Origin of the sequence: Xanthomarina sp. (assembly GCF_035306605.1) — a bacterium.
In the GTDB taxonomy this organism is placed as follows: domain Bacteria; phylum Bacteroidota; class Bacteroidia; order Flavobacteriales; family Flavobacteriaceae; genus Xanthomarina.
The window spans coordinates 1-20,707 of record NZ_DATGNR010000005.1; the positions used below are offsets into that span (position 1 = coordinate 1).

General features: G+C 36.4%; 20 protein-coding genes and 1 pseudogene. 10 read left to right on the forward strand and 11 right to left on the reverse strand.

The annotated features are described in order from the left end of the window. The 4 genes and pseudogenes from VKY41_RS00635 to VKY41_RS00650 form a co-directional block, all read right to left on the reverse strand. Window positions 1-698, reverse strand: a pseudogene (locus tag VKY41_RS00635) (type ISP restriction/modification enzyme); the annotation flags it as partial. 174 nt (window positions 699-872) lie between these two features. Further along, window positions 873-2,081, reverse strand: a complete 1,209-nt coding sequence (locus VKY41_RS00640; protein ID WP_500812498.1) for a tyrosine-type recombinase/integrase — start codon at window positions 2,079-2,081, stop codon at window positions 873-875. Window positions 2,082-2,235: 154 nt separating this feature from the next. Further along, a complete protein-coding gene (locus VKY41_RS00645; protein WP_500812499.1) occupies window positions 2,236-2,724 on the reverse strand; it encodes a DUF4199 domain-containing protein in 489 nt (162 codons plus the stop codon). A 559-nt stretch (window positions 2,725-3,283) separates the two neighbouring features. After that, complete coding sequence (locus VKY41_RS00650; RefSeq protein ID WP_500812500.1) at window positions 3,284-3,607, reverse strand: phosphoribosylpyrophosphate synthetase; 324 nt, start codon at window positions 3,605-3,607, stop codon at window positions 3,284-3,286. A 359-nt stretch (window positions 3,608-3,966) separates the two neighbouring features. On the opposite strand from VKY41_RS00650, the gene VKY41_RS00655 reads away from it, so the two are divergent. The 7 genes from VKY41_RS00655 (at window position 3,967) to VKY41_RS00685 (ending at window position 11,069) form a co-directional block, all read left to right on the forward strand. Then, a complete protein-coding gene (locus VKY41_RS00655; RefSeq protein ID WP_500812501.1) occupies window positions 3,967-5,739 on the forward strand; it encodes an ABC transporter ATP-binding protein in 1,773 nt (590 codons plus the stop codon). 31 nt (window positions 5,740-5,770) lie between these two features. Beyond that, window positions 5,771-6,385: a DEAD/DEAH box helicase gene (locus tag VKY41_RS00660; protein ID WP_500812502.1), complete on the forward strand. Its 615-nt coding sequence runs from the start codon at window positions 5,771-5,773 to the stop codon at window positions 6,383-6,385. Between the two features lie 67 nt (window positions 6,386-6,452). Then, window positions 6,453-7,463: an NADPH-dependent aldehyde reductase Ahr gene (ahr, locus tag VKY41_RS00665; protein WP_500812503.1), complete on the forward strand. Its 1,011-nt coding sequence runs from the start codon at window positions 6,453-6,455 to the stop codon at window positions 7,461-7,463. 725 nt (window positions 7,464-8,188) lie between these two features. Further along, a complete protein-coding gene (locus tag VKY41_RS00670; RefSeq protein ID WP_500812504.1) occupies window positions 8,189-9,481 on the forward strand; it encodes a Glu/Leu/Phe/Val family dehydrogenase in 1,293 nt (430 codons plus the stop codon). 18 nt (window positions 9,482-9,499) lie between these two features. Next, the gene (locus tag VKY41_RS00675; protein WP_500812505.1) at window positions 9,500-9,910 is read left to right on the forward strand and encodes a GreA/GreB family elongation factor; all 411 of its coding nucleotides are present in this window, start codon (window positions 9,500-9,502) and stop codon (window positions 9,908-9,910) included. 5 nt (window positions 9,911-9,915) lie between these two features. Beyond that, window positions 9,916-10,293 (forward strand): hypothetical protein, encoded by a 378-nt coding sequence (locus VKY41_RS00680; RefSeq protein ID WP_500812506.1) that lies wholly within the window; start codon window positions 9,916-9,918, stop codon window positions 10,291-10,293. A gap of 146 nt (window positions 10,294-10,439) precedes the next feature. Further along, window positions 10,440-11,069, forward strand: coding sequence for a MarC family protein (locus VKY41_RS00685; RefSeq protein ID WP_500812507.1), 630 nt, complete (start codon window positions 10,440-10,442; stop codon window positions 11,067-11,069). On the opposite strand, the gene VKY41_RS00690 is transcribed toward VKY41_RS00685, so the two are convergent. From VKY41_RS00690 to VKY41_RS00715, 6 genes are all read right to left on the reverse strand, one after another. After that, entirely contained in the window at window positions 11,061-12,311 is a 1,251-nt protein-coding gene (locus tag VKY41_RS00690) for a multidrug effflux MFS transporter (protein WP_500812508.1), read from the reverse strand. The genes VKY41_RS00685 and VKY41_RS00690 overlap by 9 nt on opposite strands. Before the next feature lie 74 nt (window positions 12,312-12,385). Beyond that, on the reverse strand, window positions 12,386-13,927 hold the full coding sequence (locus tag VKY41_RS00695) for an acyl-CoA carboxylase subunit beta (RefSeq protein ID WP_500812509.1): 1,542 nt from the start codon (window positions 13,925-13,927) through the stop codon (window positions 12,386-12,388). A 116-nt stretch (window positions 13,928-14,043) separates the two neighbouring features. Further along, entirely contained in the window at window positions 14,044-15,486 is a 1,443-nt protein-coding gene (accC, locus tag VKY41_RS00700; protein WP_500812510.1) for an acetyl-CoA carboxylase biotin carboxylase subunit, read from the reverse strand. 1 nt (window position 15,487) lies between these two features. After that, a complete protein-coding gene (locus VKY41_RS00705; protein ID WP_500812511.1) occupies window positions 15,488-15,973 on the reverse strand; it encodes an acyl-CoA carboxylase biotin carboxyl carrier protein subunit in 486 nt (161 codons plus the stop codon). Between the two features lie 125 nt (window positions 15,974-16,098). Further along, window positions 16,099-16,773 carry a PrsW family intramembrane metalloprotease gene (locus VKY41_RS00710; RefSeq protein ID WP_500812512.1) on the reverse strand — a complete coding sequence of 225 codons (675 nt, stop codon included), beginning with the start codon at window positions 16,771-16,773 and terminating at the stop codon, window positions 16,099-16,101. Between the two features lie 13 nt (window positions 16,774-16,786). Beyond that, window positions 16,787-18,043, reverse strand: a complete 1,257-nt coding sequence (locus tag VKY41_RS00715; protein WP_500812513.1) for a flippase — start codon at window positions 18,041-18,043, stop codon at window positions 16,787-16,789. 88 nt (window positions 18,044-18,131) lie between these two features. Between VKY41_RS00715 and VKY41_RS00720 the strand changes: the two genes are divergently transcribed. The 3 genes from VKY41_RS00720 to VKY41_RS00730 all read left to right on the forward strand — a co-directional run bounded on the left by VKY41_RS00720 (window position 18,132) and on the right by VKY41_RS00730 (window position 20,017). Beyond that, window positions 18,132-19,112 (forward strand): helix-turn-helix transcriptional regulator, encoded by a 981-nt coding sequence (locus tag VKY41_RS00720; RefSeq protein WP_500812514.1) that lies wholly within the window; start codon window positions 18,132-18,134, stop codon window positions 19,110-19,112. Window positions 19,113-19,335: 223 nt separating this feature from the next. Beyond that, the gene (locus tag VKY41_RS00725) at window positions 19,336-19,494 is read left to right on the forward strand and encodes a hypothetical protein (RefSeq protein WP_500812515.1); all 159 of its coding nucleotides are present in this window, start codon (window positions 19,336-19,338) and stop codon (window positions 19,492-19,494) included. A 58-nt stretch (window positions 19,495-19,552) separates the two neighbouring features. Continuing rightward, complete coding sequence (locus VKY41_RS00730) at window positions 19,553-20,017, forward strand: helix-turn-helix transcriptional regulator (RefSeq protein WP_500812516.1); 465 nt, start codon at window positions 19,553-19,555, stop codon at window positions 20,015-20,017. 69 nt (window positions 20,018-20,086) lie between these two features. Here the strand turns inward: VKY41_RS00730 and VKY41_RS00735 are convergent, their stop codons facing one another. Next, entirely contained in the window at window positions 20,087-20,641 is a 555-nt protein-coding gene (locus tag VKY41_RS00735) for an NUDIX hydrolase (RefSeq protein WP_500812517.1), read from the reverse strand. Between the last annotated feature and the right edge of the window lie 66 nt (window positions 20,642-20,707).

A 20,707-nucleotide genomic window follows, 5' to 3' on the forward strand; every position in this document is an offset into this window, starting at 1 on the left:
AAAGTTGGGTCGTGCAATCGAGCTGCAAACATTCCATACGCAATGGTTTGAGCATACACATCAGCAAATCCTTTAGGAGTAATATCGTGAATTAAAATCTCCTTGAAAGCTTGTTTTTGTTCTCGAAGCGTACTGTTTTGATGATTTTCTTCATCACTTATCAAAGCTTTTCCAATCACATCAGACAGAAGTCTGGCTTTGCCCGCCATCATTTCGGCTAATTTTTTTGGACTTTTTATGTTTTGTCCAATGTGAACACAAAAGTCTTTGATAAGATTTTCAAAGTTGCCAAAGTTCTCAGGTAAAGGTTTTATTCCTTTGTCCGTGATTTCTGCAATGGCTATTTTGGTAATAAATTCGCCATTATTATACAGATGAAAATCTATATAATCGGTGAAAATCAGATTGTCTAAGGAAGCTTTATAGCGGTCAAATTGTTCTTTGTTTACCGATTTCTTTTTTCCTTCAAGGTCTTTGTCGCCAATGTCTTTCGCTTCAATAAACCCTACTGGAATATCCTTTTTTGTCAAGATGTAGTCTGGTGCACCGCAAGATTGTCTTTTCGGTTCGTTGGTTGCTCTTATTTCAGGCACTAAACTTTCCAATAACTGTTGTAAGTCGCCTCTAAAAGTATGCTCCGTTGCATTCCCTAGTTTGTATCTCTGATTTATGTTGTCGATGTATTTTTCTATTGTCATTTATTCAAATCTCAAATTTCCTTACAAAGTTAGTTTTTCTTTCAGTGCGTTGGTAAAACAGCTCTTTTGGTTTTTTAGCTTTGGCTTTCGTGCTGGCAAAAACCAAATGTGCTGTTTGTGCGGTGGCTTTTTTGTATATTGCCCAACTTGTTATATGAAATCAAATATAGCTGATTATCGGTTATAATTTCGGGATATGAGAACTTTTTTGTTGCTTTTGTCTTTTAATTGAAGCTCTTCTACCGTAACATCTAATGGGTTGCGTATCTGCATAAGGCTTTTTTGTGCAACATGGGTGTAAATCATAGTGGTTTCAGGCTTCGTGTGTCCTAATAATTCTTGTATGTAACGGATATCAATACCATTTTCTAACATGTGGGTGGCAAAACTATGACGTAAGGTATGTGGGGTAACGGTTTTATTTATGCCAGCTAGTTTGCACGATTGTTTTAAAAAGGCTCGTATACTACTGGCCGAATACATGTTGCCTTCACGTCCTTCTATAACATAATAAGCAGGTTGATAGGTATAAATATAATTCATCAATAAGGGTTTAATAACCTCACTCATACCTACTATACGATCTTTTCTACCCTTCCCTTGTTTAATATGTATTTGGTTTCTGTTTAAGTCTAAATCCTCAAGTTTTAAATTTAATAATTCACTAATTCTAAGTCCTCCAGAATAAAGCAAACCAATAATGGCTCGGTGTTTCAAGTTTTTGGTGGCTTGTAGGATGTCTATAATGGCTTCTTTTGATAAAACAGTTGGTAAATATTGGCTTTTTTTAGGCCGTTCAAAAGTACTAGCATCAAAATTATCCAAATTGCAAAAAGCAGTAAAATGTTTGATAGCACTTACGCATTGTCGGTGGCTGCTTATACTATAGTGCTCTTTTGCAATGACTTGTTCTATAAACCAACGAATGTTTTGGACACTCCAATCGGCTTTTTCAACAGCTTTATGAAGGTGTAAATATCTAAGTATAAAATATCCGTACGAGGAAACAGTGCTTTCACTTAGCCTTTTACCACGTAAATAAGTAACATAATCCTTTAAAAGTGTTTTTTGGTCTAAGGACAGCTCCTGGTATAAGGTGACTTTATTAGGTGGTTTTATTTTGTTTTTAATCGTTGCAGGGGACTTTTTGGCATACTTTAAGGCACTATAATCTATGTAAAAGCCTCCCTTTTTTAAGTAAGTAAAAAGCTCATGTAATGTTTGCTTGCTATGTGTAACATAAAACGTTTTGTTAGACTGGCTCCAAGCAACTCCCTCAAAATTTTTTATGTAGGATTTTGTTTGGTCGTTATATACAAATCCAATGGCTATTTGGCTTTTGTTTTTATACTGAAGGGGTTTTAAGGTGATAATTGGCTTCATAGTAAGTTGATTTGTATAAAGTTAACTAAAATAAAGCATAAGAGTCAAATTTAAAGCAGTGAATTTTTTTGACTCGTAAAACCCATTTATAAGAGCATTTTCGAGTTTTATAACAGCCCCTTTTAAATAAGCCCTTTTAAAATGTCATAAGGTCCTATGCGTTGTTTTTTGTCCGAATAAAAATCATGGCAATGGCTGTGGTTACAACTCCCATAACCAGGGCGCCAAGGGCTCCTTGAATGGCGTAATTTTTATAGTTGAAATAAGCCTCTGCTTCTGCTAGGGTATTAAAATAGCCTATTTCCACAGAGCGTTTTATAACGTTTGGGAAATATTCTGGCGTGATAACAAAGGATGTAATCCATTGGGTTAAAGGGCTTATTAAGGCGATGATGATGGATAGAATACTACCTGATATCAAGCCTTGTTTATAACTCATTTGCCCCTTATAAAAATTTTGCTTCTTGTCCTTTAATGCCAGAACCATGACAATAATCGCAGGAATGGCAAAAAGATTGGTTAGGTACAGATGATAGTCGATATATTTTCCATGCAAACCAGATACTTTTTCTAATAGCATCCAAATTAATCCCATTACTGAAAATATAAGGGCCCATTTAACTTCAATTTTAATGGTTTTCATACCTGTTAGTTAGTTTCTTTTAAGTGGTTTTTATACAGTTTATAAACTTCAAAAAAATGGTGTTAAAGCTCTAATTTACTTCTTAGTCTTCTTCAATTTCTTCTCTGCTTTTTTCTCCTTAGGTGTTTTAAGGGCTTCTTTTTTTACGTTCTTTTTTGCGTCTTGACTTTTTGCCATGATAGGGTGATTTTAAAGTTGTTTGTAATACCGGTATGTCAGTGCTTGTGTATGCTTTTTAATACCTGCGTTTTGTTGATAAGGGTTACTTGTATGTACTGCACTTATTTAGGTGCAAAACAATAAAGTGCCTCCTTATGCACCAACTAAAATAAGCTTTTTTTATATACAAGTAGCATTCTGCGGCTTATTTACAAATTAAAATGGCCTAGTAAGTTTACATCCCAATCACTTGTATTTACATGCATGTTGCTGAATGCAGGAAGTAAGCTGTTTCCATTGTTTAATTAAAGTTAAGAAAGTAGGGCTGGGGCTTGGCTGTGTTTTCAAACTAGTCGAACTTTAAACGACCAACCAAACTTGATGAGGAATGGCTTAGAAATTAGGAGTCTTTTCCTTTGCTTAGCTTTTTAACAATGGCTGATGCAGCGTGGTCGGCATACATGCCATAGGCATTTACAACCAGGCCTTTCATTTGGAATTTAGCAGAGGAAATGGCATAAACAATCATTTCGTCTCCCGGGTCTGTCATGCCTTCAAATCGATGAATTTCGTCAATTTCAAAATCGTCTGGCGATAATTGAATGGAGGTTTTATGACAAATCAGACACTCTTCATCCGTCATTAATGAAAAATTGGTGCTATAGCCTCTTCGTGCTAGGTCGTTTGTAGCCTCGCTTACGGTGTCGTAATATCTTTGTAGCATGATAATAAATTTTAAATTCGATTTCTTTTGGTGTTCATCCTTAAACAGGTACTACCTTATAATAAATCTATGGGCTCGTCCAAGCCTACAAATTTATTGAAGGCGGACTAAAAGCATCAATAACTTACAAGTACTCTGTTATTAGTTTGCTGTTTGAAACTTATTGTAAAACAGGTAATTGTGTTCCTTTAAAATTAAGAAATTTTAAGCTCTTTAATAGGGAAATCCTGAAGTATTTTATCAGTTTTATAAATAAATACCTGAAGCCTGTTGCAAATATGTCATACAATCAACAATGGCATGTTAATTGACGGATATGGCTCGAACCTAAAGAGTTTCTTCACTTTACACAACACTACATGCAGCATTATAAAAGCAAAACAACAGGATCCAAGGACCAAAAAAAGAAGGTAACGGTAGCTCAAGCATTTAAAACCATAATTTGGCCTAGACGGAATTTGGTGTTTATAGGCTTGATTCTTATTGTATTGAGTAGGTTGTCTAGCTTGGTGTTACCCTGGAAAAGTAAAGCCTTATTGGACGATGTTATCCCCAATAAGGACTACCAACAATTATACAGTTTACTGCTAATAGTAGGTATAGCTATTTTGGTGCAATCGGTTACCTCGTTTTTACTAACAAAAATATTAAGTGTACAAGCGCAGTTTTTAATAAGTGAGTTGCGTGCTCAAGTACAGAAAAAAGTGCTTTCCTTGCCCATCCGGTTTTTTGATAATACCAAATCGGGCGAATTGGTTTCTAGAATCATGACCGATGTGGAAGGAGTTAGAAACCTGATAGGAACAGGCTTGGTTCAAATGGTAGGTGGAACTATTACTGCTGTTATTTCATTAATTCTACTGCTAAACATTAGTTGGTCCATGACCTTGTTTGTGTTGGTTCCAGTGGCTATTTTTGGGGTTATTGCCTTAAAGGCCTTTGGCTATATCCGACCAATATTTAGAAAACGTGGGGTTATTAATGCCCAAGTAACTGGTAGACTAACAGAAACCTTGGCGGGAGTTCGGGTTATAAAAGCTTTTAATGCCGAAGAACAAGAAAATAAAGCCTTTGAAGCTGGGGTGGAAAGGTTGTTCCAAAATGTTAAAAAAAGCTTGACAGCCACGGCGGTAATGACTAGTACATCAACCTTCCTGCTAGGAATGGCCTCTACAGGAATTATGGGAATTGGTGGATATAAAATTATGACGGGAGAATTAACCATTGGTGATTTCTTATCCTTTACCTTGTTGTTAGGTTTTATGATTGCACCTATAGTACAAATGAGCAATATAGGAAGCCAACTTACCGAAGCTTTGGCAGGATTGGACAGAACGGAAGAGTTGATGAACATGACGGCGGAAGAGGATCAGGAAAACCGAAGCATTGTTTTAGACCGTGTGGATGGCCATTTAGAGTTTAAGGATGTGTCCTTTCAATATGAAGCAGATAAAGAGGTTCTACACCATATTAACTTTGTTGCGCCCCCTGGCTCCGTAACGGCTTTAGTGGGGAGTTCGGGCTCAGGGAAATCGACCATTGCTGGCTTGGTCGCAACTTTTTTAAATCCAAAATCGGGCTTGGTTACGATAGATCATCAAGACTTGTCTAAAGTAAATCTAAGCAGTTATAGACAGCATTTAGGTGTGGTTTTACAAGATGAGTTTTTGTTTGAAGGTACTATTAGGGAGAACATACTTTTTCCAAAACCCCATGCCTCTGAAGAAGAACTTCAGCATGCGGTAAAGGCGGCATATGTGAATGAATTTACAGATAGGTTTGAGGAGGGCTTAGACACCTTAATTGGCGAACGAGGCGTGAAACTTTCAGGAGGACAACGTCAGAGATTGGCGATTGCAAGAGCTATATTGGCCGATCCGAAAATTATTATTCTAGATGAAGCTACTTCTAATTTAGATACGGAAAGTGAAGGCTTGATTCAGAAAAGTTTATCGGAATTAACAAAAAATCGAACCACCATAGTTATTGCCCACCGATTGAGTACCATAAAAAAAGCCGATCAAATTTTAGTAGTGGAAGCGGGTCGTATTGCCGAACGAGGAACCCACGAGGAGCTCATTGCAAAACAAGGCCGATATTTCGACCTTTATACCTACCAAGCAAAAATATAATTAAAGTATCTTTGCAATAATAAATGAAATTATGCCTTTTAAAAAATTAATCCAACCTCTTCAAGACGCTATAGAAAAACAAGGATTTGAAAAACCCTTGCCATTTCAGAAAAAAACGCTTTCAAAAATAAAATCTGGTTCCCATTTGTTTGGAATAGCACCAAAAGGATCGGGGAAAACAACCGCCTTAATTTTAGGCGTGGTTCAGAAATTAAATGGCGAAGCTTTTGAAGATGCGCCAAGAGCCATTATTTTTGTTAGAGATAAAGAAGCTGTTTTGGAGTTGGAAAATGAATTCAATAAGTACATAGCTAGAACAGATTTGCGTTTGTATGGCGTGTATGAAGAACAAAAAATAGACACCCAGCGTGATGAAATATACAATGGTATTGATATATTAATTACCACACCAAAGCGCTTTAATAAGTTGTTTTTTATGAACAACGTAAACGTAAGAAAACTACAAATGTTTATAGTGGATGATGCTGAATTCTTGTTTAGAGGCACGCATTTAAGCGATGTGTCTCGACTGCCGGAAAGCTTGGAAAAATGCCAATACCTTGTTTTTACAACAAAATATGATGAACGTTTCGACAGGTGGCAGGAAAAATTCATGTTTTATCCGCAAATGGTTTCACTCAAATAAACTCTTTGCTTTTCTGTAAAACCACACTTAATTACGTATCTTTATAGATACTAAAACCAGCTTTATTATGAGACAGGTAACCGCGTATGCGGCATTAAGTACAGGCTCCAAATTAGAAACACTTACCTACCAACTTCCAGAATTAGCTTCAGATCAAGTGGATATCAAGGTTCATTATTGTGGGCTTTGCCATTCAGATTTAAGCATGATTAACAATGCGTGGGGCTCTAGTGAATATCCACTCGTTCCAGGTCATGAAATCATAGGAGAAGTAGTGGCACTAGGAAAGGAAGTGAAAAACTTAAAACTTGGCGACCTAGTAGGTTTGGGCTGGTTTTCGGGTTCCTGTATGCACTGTCACCAATGTATGGATGGAAGTCAGCATTTGTGCCAAAGTGCCGAACAAACCATTGTTGGGAGACATGGAGGTTTTGCTAACTACGTGCGTAGCCATTGGTCGTGGGCCATTCCATTGCCAGAAAATATTGATTTAGCTAAAGCAGGTCCTTTGCTTTGTGGCGGTATCACCGTATTTAACCCTATTTTTATAGCTAACGTAAAACCTACCGATCGGGTAGGGGTTATTGGTATTGGAGGATTGGGACACATGGCCATAAAGTTCTTAAAAGCATGGGGCTGCGAAGTGATAGCCTTTTCATCTAACCCAGCTAAGAAGGCGCAAGTTTTAGCCATGGGTGCGACTAAGGTTATAGATTCTACCAATCCAGAAGCCTTGAAAAGTATTCGTGGGCGTTTGAATTTTATACTAAACACCACCAATGTGTCATTAAATTGGAATTCTTATTTAAATACCTTGGCTCCTCAAGGCCACTTTCATACCGTAGGAGGAGTTTTAGAGCCTATGGCCATTCCTGCCTTTTCATTAATTGGCGGTGAGAAATCGATAGGAGGTAGCCCCTTAGGAAGTATTGCCTTAACTAGAACCATGTTGGATTTTTGTGTAAGGCACGACATTTACCCAACGGTGGAAGAATTTAAATTGGAAGAGGTAAATCGCGCCATTTCGCATTTAGAAAGCGGAAAAGCAAGATATCGGGTGGTTTTAAAAGTATCTTAATTTAAAAAGAACTCAGTATTTTTTCTAGGGAAAATAAAGGAATAGAACCAGTTAGAAACTTTACCCGTGTCAGCAAACCTCTAGCTTTAACAGCCCTGTTATAAACTTTTTTTACAATGAAACTTCTTGATAATGAATAGATAAACCTACTTAGGAAAGAGCTGTAAAAACACCTGAATATTTAAATTAAAAAATACATACCTCAAACGAAAAAGATTTTTTACCTTTAATCTGTCCTAAGAAGACGGATATTGTAAGGCGGTTCAAAGTCATGAACAAGCAATAAATAACAAACGTTACGGCTACTTGAAGTAATTAAGAAGCTCTTTGGTAACACCATGAAATAAATGTAACTATTGGGTGTGTAGTACTTAAGTGAAGAAACACCCTCGGTTGGTTTTTGTGTACCCCTAGGTGAAAATACAATCAATTATCTGAAAGTTAGTAGTTTATGTTGTATATTTAATTGTCGAGACGTACTTGGCCTAGGAGGAAGGTAAGTTGGATACAGCTCATAGAAACTAATTTATAACGATTCCGGTGAGTAAACAATGTAAAACTTGCCAGTACCTCGATGTGGAAAATTAACATAGAACACCAACTTTTTTTGAATATGTTACGTATATGTAACAACAAAAACAAGTTTCCCGAATTAGCAACCAAGGTGTATTAATTGGTGTAATCATAAGGACGATTTAAAAGAACTTAAATAAATTAAACAATAGATGACATTAACAAAAAAAGTAAAAAAGGAACAACCAAAGCAAGGCATGTTAGAAAATGTTATGGAGCAGTTTAATTATGCTGCCGATTTGGTGAAACTTAATCCAAATGTTAGAAAAATCCTGGCTGTTACAAACAACGAATTAATCATTCATTTTCCAGTAAGGATGGATAATGGCGAAGTGGAAATTTTTAAAGGCTACCGAGTTCAGCATAACAATGCATTAGGACCATATAAAGGAGGCTTAAGGTACCACCCAACCATTGATATTGATTCTGTGAAAGCTTTGGCTATGTGGATGACTTGGAAAACCTCCTTAGCTGGTTTGCCTTATGGTGGAGCTAAAGGTGGTATCCAAATGGATCCATCCAAATACTCAGCTTCCGAGTTGGAGCGTATTACCAGACGTTTTGCTTATGCTTTAGGTGAAAACATTGGGCCAGAACACGATATTCCTGCACCTGATGTTAATACCAGCGCCCAAACCATGGCTTGGATTGCCGATACGTATATGTCCACCAAAGCGCCGTCGGAGCGTTCTAAAAACCAACACGTAGTAACAGGAAAGCCTGTGGGTTCTGGAGGTTTAGAAGGTCGTGATAGAGCAACAGGCTTTGGTGTGTACTTAACCATTAAAGCTTGGGTAGCACATAAAAATATCGATTTAAAGGATAAAACTTTTATCGTACAAGGTTTTGGAAATGTTGGCTATTGGGCTGCACATTTCTTAGAATTGGACGGAGCGAAATTAGTGGCGGTTCAAGATGCTTTTGGAACCATTGCAAACAAGGAAGGTCTAGGAACGGAAGCCCTAAACGCATACATCCAAGATAACAAAGGAAGCCTGGTTGGCTATCCAAATGGAACAGCAATAGACGGCAACTCCTTTTTTGGCTTAGAGTGTGATATATGTATTCCGGCTGCCTTAGGAAATCAAATTACTGAGGAGAATGCCAAGGACATAAAAGCGTATTTAATTGCAGAAGGCGCCAATGGTCCAACTACAGTTGAAGCAGAAAATATATTGCTAAAACGCGGAGTAACTATTATACCAGATATTTTATGTAATTCTGGTGGTGTTATTGGTAGTTATTTTGAATGGCTACAAAATAGAAATGGAGAACTTTGGGAACTAGATGAGGTTATGGCCAAAATTTCCAAAAAATTAAATGATGTGTTTAAAAAAGTATTAAAATCATCTGAAGAAAAAGAAATGGATATGCGTACGGCTGCCTATGTGTTAGCCATTGCGCGTATTGAAAAAGCTTATATCCAAAGAGGGATTTTTCCATAATTAATAAATTAATTTATAATGAAATACGGTAGTTTGATATTAGAGAAGAAAGAATTCGTAAATTTGCAGCGACTTTTAAACTTATCAGGAAATCATAAGGATGCCTCTAGAAAAAATTCAGTTTTAAGACTCAAACAAGAGTTAGAATCTGCAAGTGTTTATGAAGATGAGGAGATGCCAGAAGATGTGGTTAGGTTTAACTCAGAAGTCACTGTGGGATCGGCTGATGGTTGGGAAAATAGTTTTCAACTGGTAGAGCCATCAGAAAGTAATTATTCTGAAAAAAAGATTTCCGTATTAACCGCTATGGGTTTAGCTGTCATGGGTTATGCACAAGGCGATATTATAGATTGGGAGTTTCCAGGAGGTGTAAAATCACTGGAAATTAAAGAAGTAAAACAAAGAAAAACAGAAAGTAATCAAATCTAATAAACATGGAATTAAATAAGTTTTTTTCGCACGATACTGATGAAGAGATTATTCATGCAAAACGATTGCAAGAACTAAATATTTGGATTTCTCACTTAAATTATATCACCAAGGAATGCGATTGGTTAGGACAAATAACAACGAATAAAATTGGCGATAAGGTTTTAAGTGAAAAGCTTTCAGAGATTAACACGCTTAATACAGCCATGCTAAACGAACTGATTAACTATAAAAGTTCTATTGATAGTTTTCATGAATGTGATGATTTGGAATGCGACTTATTTTATATCAATCAACATGATGTGTTTTGTACAAAATATGTTAAGTTAATTGAAGACTATAGAGAGGTTAAGACTCAGGTTTTCTTGAAAATAGTAGAATAAGCAAAAAAGAGTATATTCGTTTATATTAAAATAGCCACGAGAACTCTGGTTCTTGTGGCTTTCTAATTTAACAAATTCGACAGAGTTTGTTAAGGCATGGGTAACATGCTAAGCATTAAAAAGTATTGATTTTTACAGTAAAAAACATGGAGTTATTTTTATTAAGTTTTGGAGCCCTTTTTTCAATTATGAATCCGCTAGGAACAGTTCCAATATTTGTTGGTTTAACTAACGATTATTCTAAAAAAGCTAGAGCAGTAACCGCCTTTTGGACGGCCATTGATGTTTTGGCTATTTTACTGCTTTCTTTCTTTGTAGGAAAGTTTATTTTGTCCTTTTTCGGAATTAGCTTGAACGCTTTAAAAATTGCTGGAGGACTAATTATTGCTACTTCAGGGTTTGCCTTATTAACAGGTAAATTTAGAGAGCACAAAGGTATTAAACGTGATAGAGTAAAGGAAATAATTGAAAATAGAGACCCTATTTCATTAACACCATTAGCCATTCCTATGTTGGCAGGTCCTGGAACTATTTCCTTGCTTATTGCCTATAACCAAGAATATACCGCAACTCAAGATATTTTAATTATTGTAGGATCTATTGTAGCTGCTTCTTTGGCTATTTACCTAATTTTAAAGAGTGCACACTTAATTGTTAAGTTTTTAGGCGACTCCGGAATTAATGCCTTATCGAGAATTATTGGATTTATTGTTATTGCCATAGGGGTGGAATATATTATGTCCTCAATAGTGGCAGTAATGAAAGGCTTACTTTAAAACCTCAGATAGAATGTCCTCCTTATTGGGAATGGCATGCATACGAACAAAAATTAAAACAGATAGGATTCCAAAAACTGAAAACCCGATAAATAGGGGTAACGCAGTGGTAGTAATAAAACTTCCTATATAATTTGCAATTGGTACGGCCATAATGGTAGAAACAAAGCCGGTTATGGAGGCACCAATTCCAGCTATATGTCCTATAGGCTCCATGGCTATGGCCCTAATATTCCCGAAAATAAAGCCAATAGTTAGGAACTGAATGGCCATAAATACCAGTAAAACAGGTAAACTAGGGTTGGGAGAATTCCAAAATATCAACACATATAATAAGGCGTTTATACTAAATGTGATTATAGCAATAAAAGATAAACGCCACATCCCTAAATGCATGACTAGAGTAGCATTTAAAAAGGTAGATAAGCCCACACCAACGGCTAAACCTGCAAATATAAAGGGAAACTCCTCTATTAGGCCGTATTGGTTTTCAAAAATAACTTGTGAGGCACTTAGGTACACAATAAAAGCTCCAGAAATAAATCCGGATATAATGGTAAAGCCAAGGGTTATTTTATGTTTTATTAATTCTTTAAAACCATCTATAAACAAATGTTTGTTGAATTTTACTTGGTGTTCAGGCTTCAGCGTTTCAGGTTGCTTTTTCCAAAACCAAATACAAACCAAAAAGGCAATGAGTAACTGCACATAAAAAATCCCTTTCCAATTGTAGTGATTTAAAATAAATTTCCCCATAACCGGAGCAACTACAGGAACTAATATGAAAAAGGTGGTAATAAACGACATGATTTTCGCCATATAATCGCCTTTATATAAATCCCTAATAATGGCAATTGCTATGGTTCTAGGAGCGGCTAAGCCAATGCCTTGAAGGATTCTTCCAAAAACCATCCATTCCAAGCTAGGCGAAAGCACACAGATGATACTTGCCAGGGCAAAAATAACGAAACCTATATAAACCATGGGTTTTCTTCCCACACTGTCGGATAAAGGACCTATAATAAGCTGTCCAACCCCCAAGCCCAAAAAAATCATGGTAATGAGTAACTGATTGCTCGTGCTGTCCAAGCTATTTATGGATGCGCCTATGGTAGATATGGCAGGTAAAATAGCGTCTATAGCTAAAGCCACAATAGACATTAAGGAGGCCATTAAGGCTATAAATTCAAATTTTACAGTTTGGTTTTCTTGCATGCTGCAAAAGTAGACTTTTGTAGTCAAAATGAATAATGCGCTTGTAATAAATTAAGCTTAATGAACTACAAGCGCATTATTTAAATAAGGAAGTTTGTTACTTATAAAGGAATGTTTCCATGCTTGCGTTGAGGTTTTACAACCTCTTTGTTTTCTAGCATAGAAAAGGCTTTGATTAGTTTGCGTCTGGTGTCCTTAGGTAAAATAACTTCGTCTATAAAACCACGTTCAGCAGCGCTATACGGATTGGCAAATAAATCGGCATACTCAGCTTCTTTTTCTTTCCATTTCGCCTCTTGGTCTTCGGCAGCACTGATTTCTTTTTTAAAGATGATTTCAGCAGCACCTTTGGCTCCCATCACGGCAATTTCAGCACTTGGCCAAGCAAAGTTCATGTCGGCTCCAATGTGTTTCGAATTCATAACGTCGTAGGCACCCCCGTAGGCTTTTCTAGTAATAACGGTAACTCTTGGTACAGTGGCTTCACTAAAAGCATATAGCAATTTGGCACCATGCACAATAATTCCGTTCCACTCTTGATCGGTTCCAGGTAAAAATCCAGGAACATCTTCTAGAACTAATAGCGGAATATTAAAGGCATCGCAAAAACGAACAAAACGAGCGGCTTTTTTAGAACTGTTTACATCTAAAACCCCAGCAAGATACATCGGTTGGTTGGCAACAATACCAATACTTCTTCCACCTAAACGCGCAAAACCAACAATAATGTTCTCCGCATAGTTTTTATGGATTTCGTAAAAGGAATCTGTATCAATGATTCCAGAAATCACTTGCTGCATGTCGTATGGCTTGTTGGCATTAGCAGGAATGATATCTGAAAGGCTGTCTCTTACTTCATCCTGTAACTCGTAAGGCAAGAGTGGGGGAGTTTCTGTATTGTTTTGTGGTAAATAGCTTAACAACCTTTTAATGTCTTCCAAACATGCTACATCGTTAGATGAGGTGATGTGTGCTACTCCCGATTTTGTTGAATGGGTGCTAGCTCCTCCAAGCTCTTCAGAGGTCACTTCTTCGTTGGTTACCGTTTTTACTACGTTTGGTCCGGTTACAAACATATAACTGGAATCTTCAACCATCATGGTAAAATCCGTCATAGCTGGCGAATAAACGGCACCTCCAGCGCAAGGACCCATAATAGCAGAGATTTGTGGAATTACTCCAGAAGCCTGTACGTTTCTGTAAAAAATATCGGCGTAACCACCTAAAGAGCGAACCCCTTCTTGAATTCGAGCGCCACCTGAATCGTTTAAGCCTATTAAAGGCGCTCCAACTTTAAGGGCTAAATCCATGATTTTACATATTTTCTCGGCATGGGTTTCAGATAAGGAGCCTCCAAAGACAGTGAAATCCTGAGCAAAAATATAAACCAATTTACCATCGATGGTTCCGTAACCCGTAACGACCCCATCACCATAGAATTTCTGTTTTTCCATACCGAAGTCTTTGGTCCTGTGGGTTACCAATGCACCAATTTCTTCAAACGAACCCTCGTCTAACAAATACATAACACGCTCTCTAGCTGTTAGTTTTTTGTTTTTATGCTGTTTATCTATACGTGCTTGTCCGCCACCTAAATAGGCTTGGGCTAGTTTTTCGTTTAAGTTTTTTATTTTTGATTCCATATATGATGTTTGTTGTATGGCTCCGCCTAAGCTACCGCTTTGGGCGGATAAATAGTTGTTGTTATGTTATGGATAACATCTAGTTATTCGGAGTATCCCGAAAAAAAAGCTTTAAGCTATTTTAAGGGAACTCGTAACAGTTTTTGGTCTTCTAAATATTGTTTTAAAGCTAGAGTGGCAGCAACTTTGGCTTCTTCCTTTTGTTTTTCCAATAAGGCCTCTGGTGAATAATATTTCTTCACGAAATGGGTGTCGAAATCTCCCGATCTGAAAGCCTCATGTTCGCATACAAAAGTTCCAAACGGTAAGGTGGTTTGAATGCCTTCTACCTGATAGTTAGAAATGGCTTTAATCATTAATTCAATGGCTTCAGCTCGGGTGCTTCCGTAGGTAATTAGTTTAGAAAGCATCGGGTCGTAATAGATAGGAATGTCCATACCTTCTTCAAAACCATTGTCCACTCGAATGTTTTCGCCCACAGGTAATTGATACACTTCCAAATTTCCAACACTTGGAAGGAAATCGTTTAAAGGGTCTTCCGCATAAACACGTAGCTCCAATGCGTGACCGGTTATTTTTAAATCGTCTTGTTTCAATGGAAGGACTTCCCCTCGAGCCACACGAATTTGCAGTTCTACTAAATCGGTTCCTGTAATCAATTCGGTTACCGGATGCTCCACTTGCAAACGGGTGTTCATTTCCAAGAAATAGAAATTAAGCTTCTCGTCCAATAAAAACTCCACAGTTCCTGCACCCAAATAATCACAAGCTTTAGCTACTTTTACTGCAGCCTCACCCATTTGTTGGCGTAGTTTAGGAGTTAGTACAGAGGAAGGTGCTTCTTCTACCACCTTTTGATGACGACGTTGGATACTACATTCTCTTTCAAATAAATGAAGGATGTTTCCATGTGCATCAGCCATCACCTGAATTTCAATGTGTCTAGGAGATCCTACATATTTTTCAATAAAGACAGACCCATCTCCAAAAGCATTAACGGCTTCACTAATTGCTCGGTCCATTTGCGATTCGAAATCCGATTCTTTTTCAACCACGCGCATGCCTTTTCCACCACCACCCGCAGAGGCTTTAATTAAGATAGGAAAGCCAATGTCCTTAGCAATGGTTTTAGCTACGGCTATATCGGTAATGGCTTCGTCTGTTCCTGGAACCATAGGAATATTATAGGCCTTAACAGCTTCTTTAGCCGCTAATTTGGACCCCATAATTTTTATGGCTTTGGATTTAGGACCGATAAATGTGATGTCGTTTTGCTCGCATAATTCGGCAAAATGTGCATTTTCACTTAAAAAACCATAGCCTGGATGGATGGCATCTACGTTTAAGGCTTTTGCAACTTCTATAATTTTATCGTCCAACAAATAAGATTGATTGGAAGGCGCTTCACCAATTAACACCGCTTCGTCGGCATATTTTACATGAGGTGCCTGTCTGTCTGCCGTTGAATAGACTGCTACTGTTTTTATGCCCATTTTCTTTGCAGTTCGCATCACGCGAATGGCAATTTCCCCTCTGTTTGCTACTAGTAACTTTTTCATGCTATTCAAACTCTATTAATAATTGGTTTTTATCTACGGTATCGCCTTTAGAAACTGCAATGGATTTAATAACGCCGTCTCTTGGAGAGGTCAATACGTTTTCCATTTTCATGGCTTCAAGAATTAAAAGGGCCTCATCTTCCTTTACGTCTTGTCCAACGGTAACCTTAATGTCTAGAATTAATCCAGGCATAGGCGCTTTAATCTCGTTGACTTTTTTGGAAGCACCTACTTCAAATCCCATATCCTTTATTAGTAAATCTAAATGGTTAAATATGTTGATGTTATAGGTGTTGTTGTTAACTTTTACTTGATAGGTTTTTGTATTGAAGTCTGATGAAACAATATCACACTTATAAGACTTGTTTTCTTGTAACACGTGAAATTCTGAGGTAGAAACCGCTATGGCGTCAAGCTTAGAAATTTCCTTGGAAGTGATATCAAAATCGAATGTTTTATTCACATTCACTTTGTAAGATGAACTCATATGGTTTTAATTTGATGTTGTAAATATAAGAATTAATAGACTAGAGACCCTGCAATTTCAATTTCCAAATTATAAAATGACCTGCGTATTTATGAAACAAGTTGTATGGCGACAGTATAGAAGCATCACACTTTAAAAAATGAGTTTTTCTGATGTGTTTTTATGGCTTTTATAGATAGGTACATACCTAGAAATAAAGAGATAAATGCACCCACCCAAATCCCTGGAATAAAATCTATAAATAAGAAAAAGTCGTAAGAACCATGAAACAAAACGGCTAGAAAAAGCCCTAGCAAATTATATTTCGATCTGTTTTTAGCAAACTTTGCCTTCCCCATAAAATAGCCCATAAGTACCCCAAAGGTAGCATGAGCTGGAACAGCTGTAAAAGCACGTAAAATAGCTACTTGATACCCACCTTCAATTACATACATGATGTTTTCGGTAGCCGCAAAACCCATGGAAACCATAACAGCGTAAATAATCCCATCATAAGGTTCATTAAACTCTTTATGGGGTTGGGCAAAATAACGGACAATAATATATTTGCTAAATTCCTCAATAACTGCAACAACAAGGAAGGCTTTAAAGAATTGCTGAGCCACGCTATACTCATTGTTTAAGGTAATGAACACATCTGTTCCATAATATAAAATAGTAGCTATTAAAACACTTACAATAGCCCCTAATAGAAAATTGTATAACAACAATCGTCGAGGTTCTTTTTCGTATTCGTCTTTACAATTAATGTATACAATTATGGCTATAACAGGAGCCATGGCAGCTAGGAGTAAATTCATATATCAAAAATACTTAAAAAATGGATATCACTTGTTTTCTACTTTCTTTATCTAAAAAAATATAGACGATGTTGGTTATAAAATGACTGGATAAAACAGCTATAGCGGCACCTATTACGTTCCAAGTAGGAATTAACAAATAACATAAAATTAAGTTACAAGCACAGCCTAGCATAAAACGATAAACGTTTTTTTGTAAGTCGTCTGTATTAATCAAGTGCTTTTCGTAAATCATTCCTACAAAAATAAAAAGGGGCGACCAACAGAAAATTAATAGCGGTATCTTGGCTTCGGCATAGCTTTCAGTAAAATAGGTGTCCAAGATGAGATCTCCGAACAGCGTGTGAAAACTGCCAATTAACAACCCCAAAACACACATGATTTTAAACAACTTCTTTATTTTTTTGGCATACAAGGCGTTGTTGGTTTGAAACGATTCAGCCAAAGAAGGGTACAAGGCATTGATGATAGAATACCCAATATTCCAACTCAAAAAAATGACTAAAAACTGCACACTAGCAAAAACTCCGTTGGCATGATCTCCGTGATAATATTTTAAAAACAGTTCTTCAATGTTAATATAGAATACAATGAGCCCGTTGGAAATAATTAAAGGGAAAGACATTTTTAGCAAGGAGATTCCTAGCGTCCATGAAAAGATCCATTGTTGAAATTGAAGGTGCTTAAAATGCTTTAAAATAGCCATGTAAATGACACCTTGAATAAAGAAGTCTAAAGCGATGAGCTTGGCAAAATATGCCACATCAAACTGGTTTTTAACACCGTAATACTGCAAGGAAACAATGAGGCATAAACTGATGATTTTAGTAAAGAAAATGACTTTAGTCCATTTTTTAGCCAATAAGTAATACTCAAAAACATCGGTAAGCTTAAATAAATAACTGATGGCTATAATATAATACAAGCCCTTTAATGGGCTAGTTTCTATTGTGTTGAAGTAAATAATAATACCCGTAAAAACAACAAGCCAGCTTATAAGTCGAAGATAAAACGCATTGGCTAAAATAAGCTGGCTACGTTTAGGGTTAAATACAATTTCCCTAACACAAATAGCGTATAATCCCAAGAAAAAAATGGGAGTAAACATGCCTAAAACAGATTCTACAAATTTGAGCTTCCCAATATCTACAGTACCTAACATACTGAAAATTTGAGGAACAATTAGGACACCCGTAATAAGTTGAATGAGTTTTTCAAGGGTAAACCACTTGGTAGCAATAAAGTCTTGTTTACTAAAAACCGATGTCATAAATTGTAATTAATGCTCAAATATATAAAAACCGATTCCTTTTAACTGTTTGAAAGTTTATTATTACTTTCGTTTTTCAATCAAAAATATGACACCAGAGTTTCTTCGTCGCTATTATATTTTACGTATTGTTTCAAAACCTAAAGTTTATGGGGTTGAAAAAAACGGGTTTGTTCCTTTGGAAGATTTGCAAAGAGCACTAGATCAATTGCGTGTGGATAATATTGACGATCCGCTATACGATAAACTCAATCAGCATAGTCAAAAAACCATTAAACGCGATTTGAATAAAATTAAGTCGTATTACAAAACGATAATTTTACACAAGCGCCATTACGGGTATTATGTAGATAGTTATGAGTTTAACGAAGATTTAAAAGAAATTTACGAAAAAACGGAACTCTATCTCTTGCATCATCATGCGCATGCTTGGAAATTGTACGTAACTACGTCTCGGAGCTCTTTAGGCTCCCAAATAGATTTGGTGCCATTAATTCATGCCATAGAACAACAGGAGCTAATTGAAATAACGTATCACGGTTGGTACGATGATAACGGGTTTCAAACCATAGCAGGTTTTTTCCTACCTGTACATATTAAAGAAATCAATAAGGCGTGGTATTTAATTGCCCATAACCAGACCTATGGTTTTTATGCCTTTTGTTTGGACGATCGGGTTAAAAGCTTAGCCATTACTAAAAACAAGGTTAAGGAACCTGTAGTATTTAATCCGAATGAATATTTTAAAGATGTCATCGGGATTCTTAAAACAGAGATGCCACCGGAATGGATACACATGAAAGTAGCCAATCACCATTTTAAGTATTTGCTCAGTAATCCCATGCATCATTCCCAACAAATAGTTTCACAACCTAAAGAGCCAGAAACAGTAACCTTAGACTATCAGAACCCGGATATGTGGGGAGAAATAAAAGTTTGCCTAGAACCCAATTACGAGTTTTTAATGGAGATTTTAAAGTATAACCTTTGGGTAAAAGTGGTGAGTCCAAAACATGTTAAAGCCAATGTCAAACATCATTTGGAATTGATGCTTGCTTATTACGATTAGCTAATATGATTGCATGTGTTTTATTAAAAAACACGCTAATTATTTTTTTCTTCCTTTTTAGAATATAAATTTTTCCATGGTTTTTATTATTCCCAGTATTTGGGAAATGCCTAGCCTATTATTGCATTATAAATGTAATTAAATTCAGAACGGACACATTTTGTCTGTTTAGGGTTTAAGTTTACAACTGAATTTAAAGTAAAGCTCCAAAATCTAATAACCTATGGCAACCTACAAATGCAAAACCTGTGGCACTTATAAAAACGATACCCTTACTTCTCAATTAAATACAAGCACCATTTGCAAGGCTTCAAACAACATTTCTGAAATTGAATTTCATAAATGGCATAAGGTTTCGGAAGAGGATTTGGTGTGTGATTAATTCTGTGTAATTAAAACAAAAGTATTACCCATCGATTTTTTTTACTGACTTATAGATTTTGGACTGCGGAAACTTAAAACCTCATTTACTAAAAGAATATCAGAATAGGTGGTATGTAGTAGGGGAGGTTGATAATGAATTTAGAGTATTTGGTTTAGACAGAATTGATAATTTATTTGTTTTAGATAATAAACCTTTTAAAAATAAAACAGAACAAGCCAACGAAAAATTCTACCACACAGTTGGTTTAAACTTTAGTGATTATGAACCTTCCAAAATAATCTTGCGTTTTGATTTGAGTCAGAAAAGATATTTAGAATCTCTAAAACTTCATCATACACAAAAAGAGGATCCTGAGAATTCAATAGATGGTTTTTACACGATTAGTTTGTTTGTAAGCTACAACTTTGAATTAAAACAACAAATCTTAAAATACGGCAAATTTGTAGAAGTCATAGAGCCTGAGTTTGTTAGAGAAGATATCAAGCAAGAACTCCTAAAAGCCATTAAAAATTATACGTAAATAGGGATAAAAAGTTTTTAGGCGGACACGTTTTGTCCAGTTGAAATGTAAATTTGAGCTATTCAAACATTACAAGAGTTTCTTGGAGATTTCTTTCAATACAAACTCATAATATTCACGGTTTGAAGCCACAAAATAAGAATTGGTATAGCTATTTGCCAAGAGGGGCTTATAGGTTTCAACTGTGACTAGCTCTAGAGCCTCAACCTCACCAGGTTGGGGTTTTAAGTGTTCTATAGCTACCTTTAATTCGGCAATAAAAGTATGATGGAACTCATTGTCAATAATCCCGTTATCATAGCTTTGAAAACAAGGGAATACACCAATTTTCTGTAAATCGCCCTCCGCGATAGTTAATCCAATTTCTTCTTGAATTTCCCTAATGGCAGCTTGTTCTACGGTTTCACCGGCATCTACATGTCCCGCAACCGAAACGTCCCATAGTAACGGATAAATAGTTTTTGTAGCAGCACGTTGGGCTAATAAAATACGCCCATCTTTAGTGTAAAACCAAATATGTGCGGTATTGTGGTAATAGCCCTTTGTATGGATTTCAGACTTTAAAGCCGTTTTTCCTGTGGGTACTCCATCTTTAGTTACTATATCTATGAATTCTTCCTGCATATTAAAAAATTAAAAAGAGCCTCGGTAAAGAGGCTCCATTATTGTTTTTAGTTAAACCCAACACCA

Bases quoted from the DNA above. Each gene is read 5' to 3' on its own strand.
- ahr (WP_500812503.1), top strand. From the start codon at position 6,453: ATGAGACAGGTAACCGCGTATGCGGCATTAAGTACAGGCTCCAAATTA.
- VKY41_RS00710 (WP_500812512.1), bottom strand. From the start codon at position 16,773: ATGAATTTACTCCTAGCTGCCATGGCTCCTGTTATAGCCATAATTGTA.
- VKY41_RS00715 (WP_500812513.1), bottom strand. From the start codon at position 18,043: ATGACATCGGTTTTTAGTAAACAAGACTTTATTGCTACCAAGTGGTTT.
- VKY41_RS00680 (WP_500812506.1), top strand. From the start codon at position 9,916: ATGGAATTAAATAAGTTTTTTTCGCACGATACTGATGAAGAGATTATT.
- VKY41_RS00660 (WP_500812502.1), top strand. From the start codon at position 5,771: ATGCCTTTTAAAAAATTAATCCAACCTCTTCAAGACGCTATAGAAAAA.
- VKY41_RS00695 (WP_500812509.1), bottom strand. From the start codon at position 13,927: ATGGAATCAAAAATAAAAAACTTAAACGAAAAACTAGCCCAAGCCTAT.
- VKY41_RS00675 (WP_500812505.1), top strand. From the start codon at position 9,500: ATGAAATACGGTAGTTTGATATTAGAGAAGAAAGAATTCGTAAATTTG.
- VKY41_RS00640 (WP_500812498.1), bottom strand. From the start codon at position 2,081: ATGAAGCCAATTATCACCTTAAAACCCCTTCAGTATAAAAACAAAAGC.
- VKY41_RS00720 (WP_500812514.1), top strand. From the start codon at position 18,132: ATGACACCAGAGTTTCTTCGTCGCTATTATATTTTACGTATTGTTTCA.
- VKY41_RS00670 (WP_500812504.1), top strand. From the start codon at position 8,189: ATGACATTAACAAAAAAAGTAAAAAAGGAACAACCAAAGCAAGGCATG.
- VKY41_RS00705 (WP_500812511.1), bottom strand. From the start codon at position 15,973: ATGAGTTCATCTTACAAAGTGAATGTGAATAAAACATTCGATTTTGAT.
- accC (WP_500812510.1), bottom strand. From the start codon at position 15,486: ATGAAAAAGTTACTAGTAGCAAACAGAGGGGAAATTGCCATTCGCGTG.
- VKY41_RS00655 (WP_500812501.1), top strand. From the start codon at position 3,967: ATGCAGCATTATAAAAGCAAAACAACAGGATCCAAGGACCAAAAAAAG.
- VKY41_RS00685 (WP_500812507.1), top strand. From the start codon at position 10,440: ATGGAGTTATTTTTATTAAGTTTTGGAGCCCTTTTTTCAATTATGAAT.
- VKY41_RS00735 (WP_500812517.1), bottom strand. From the start codon at position 20,641: ATGCAGGAAGAATTCATAGATATAGTAACTAAAGATGGAGTACCCACA.
- VKY41_RS00645 (WP_500812499.1), bottom strand. From the start codon at position 2,724: ATGAAAACCATTAAAATTGAAGTTAAATGGGCCCTTATATTTTCAGTA.
- VKY41_RS00650 (WP_500812500.1), bottom strand. From the start codon at position 3,607: ATGCTACAAAGATATTACGACACCGTAAGCGAGGCTACAAACGACCTA.
- VKY41_RS00725 (WP_500812515.1), top strand. From the start codon at position 19,336: ATGGCAACCTACAAATGCAAAACCTGTGGCACTTATAAAAACGATACC.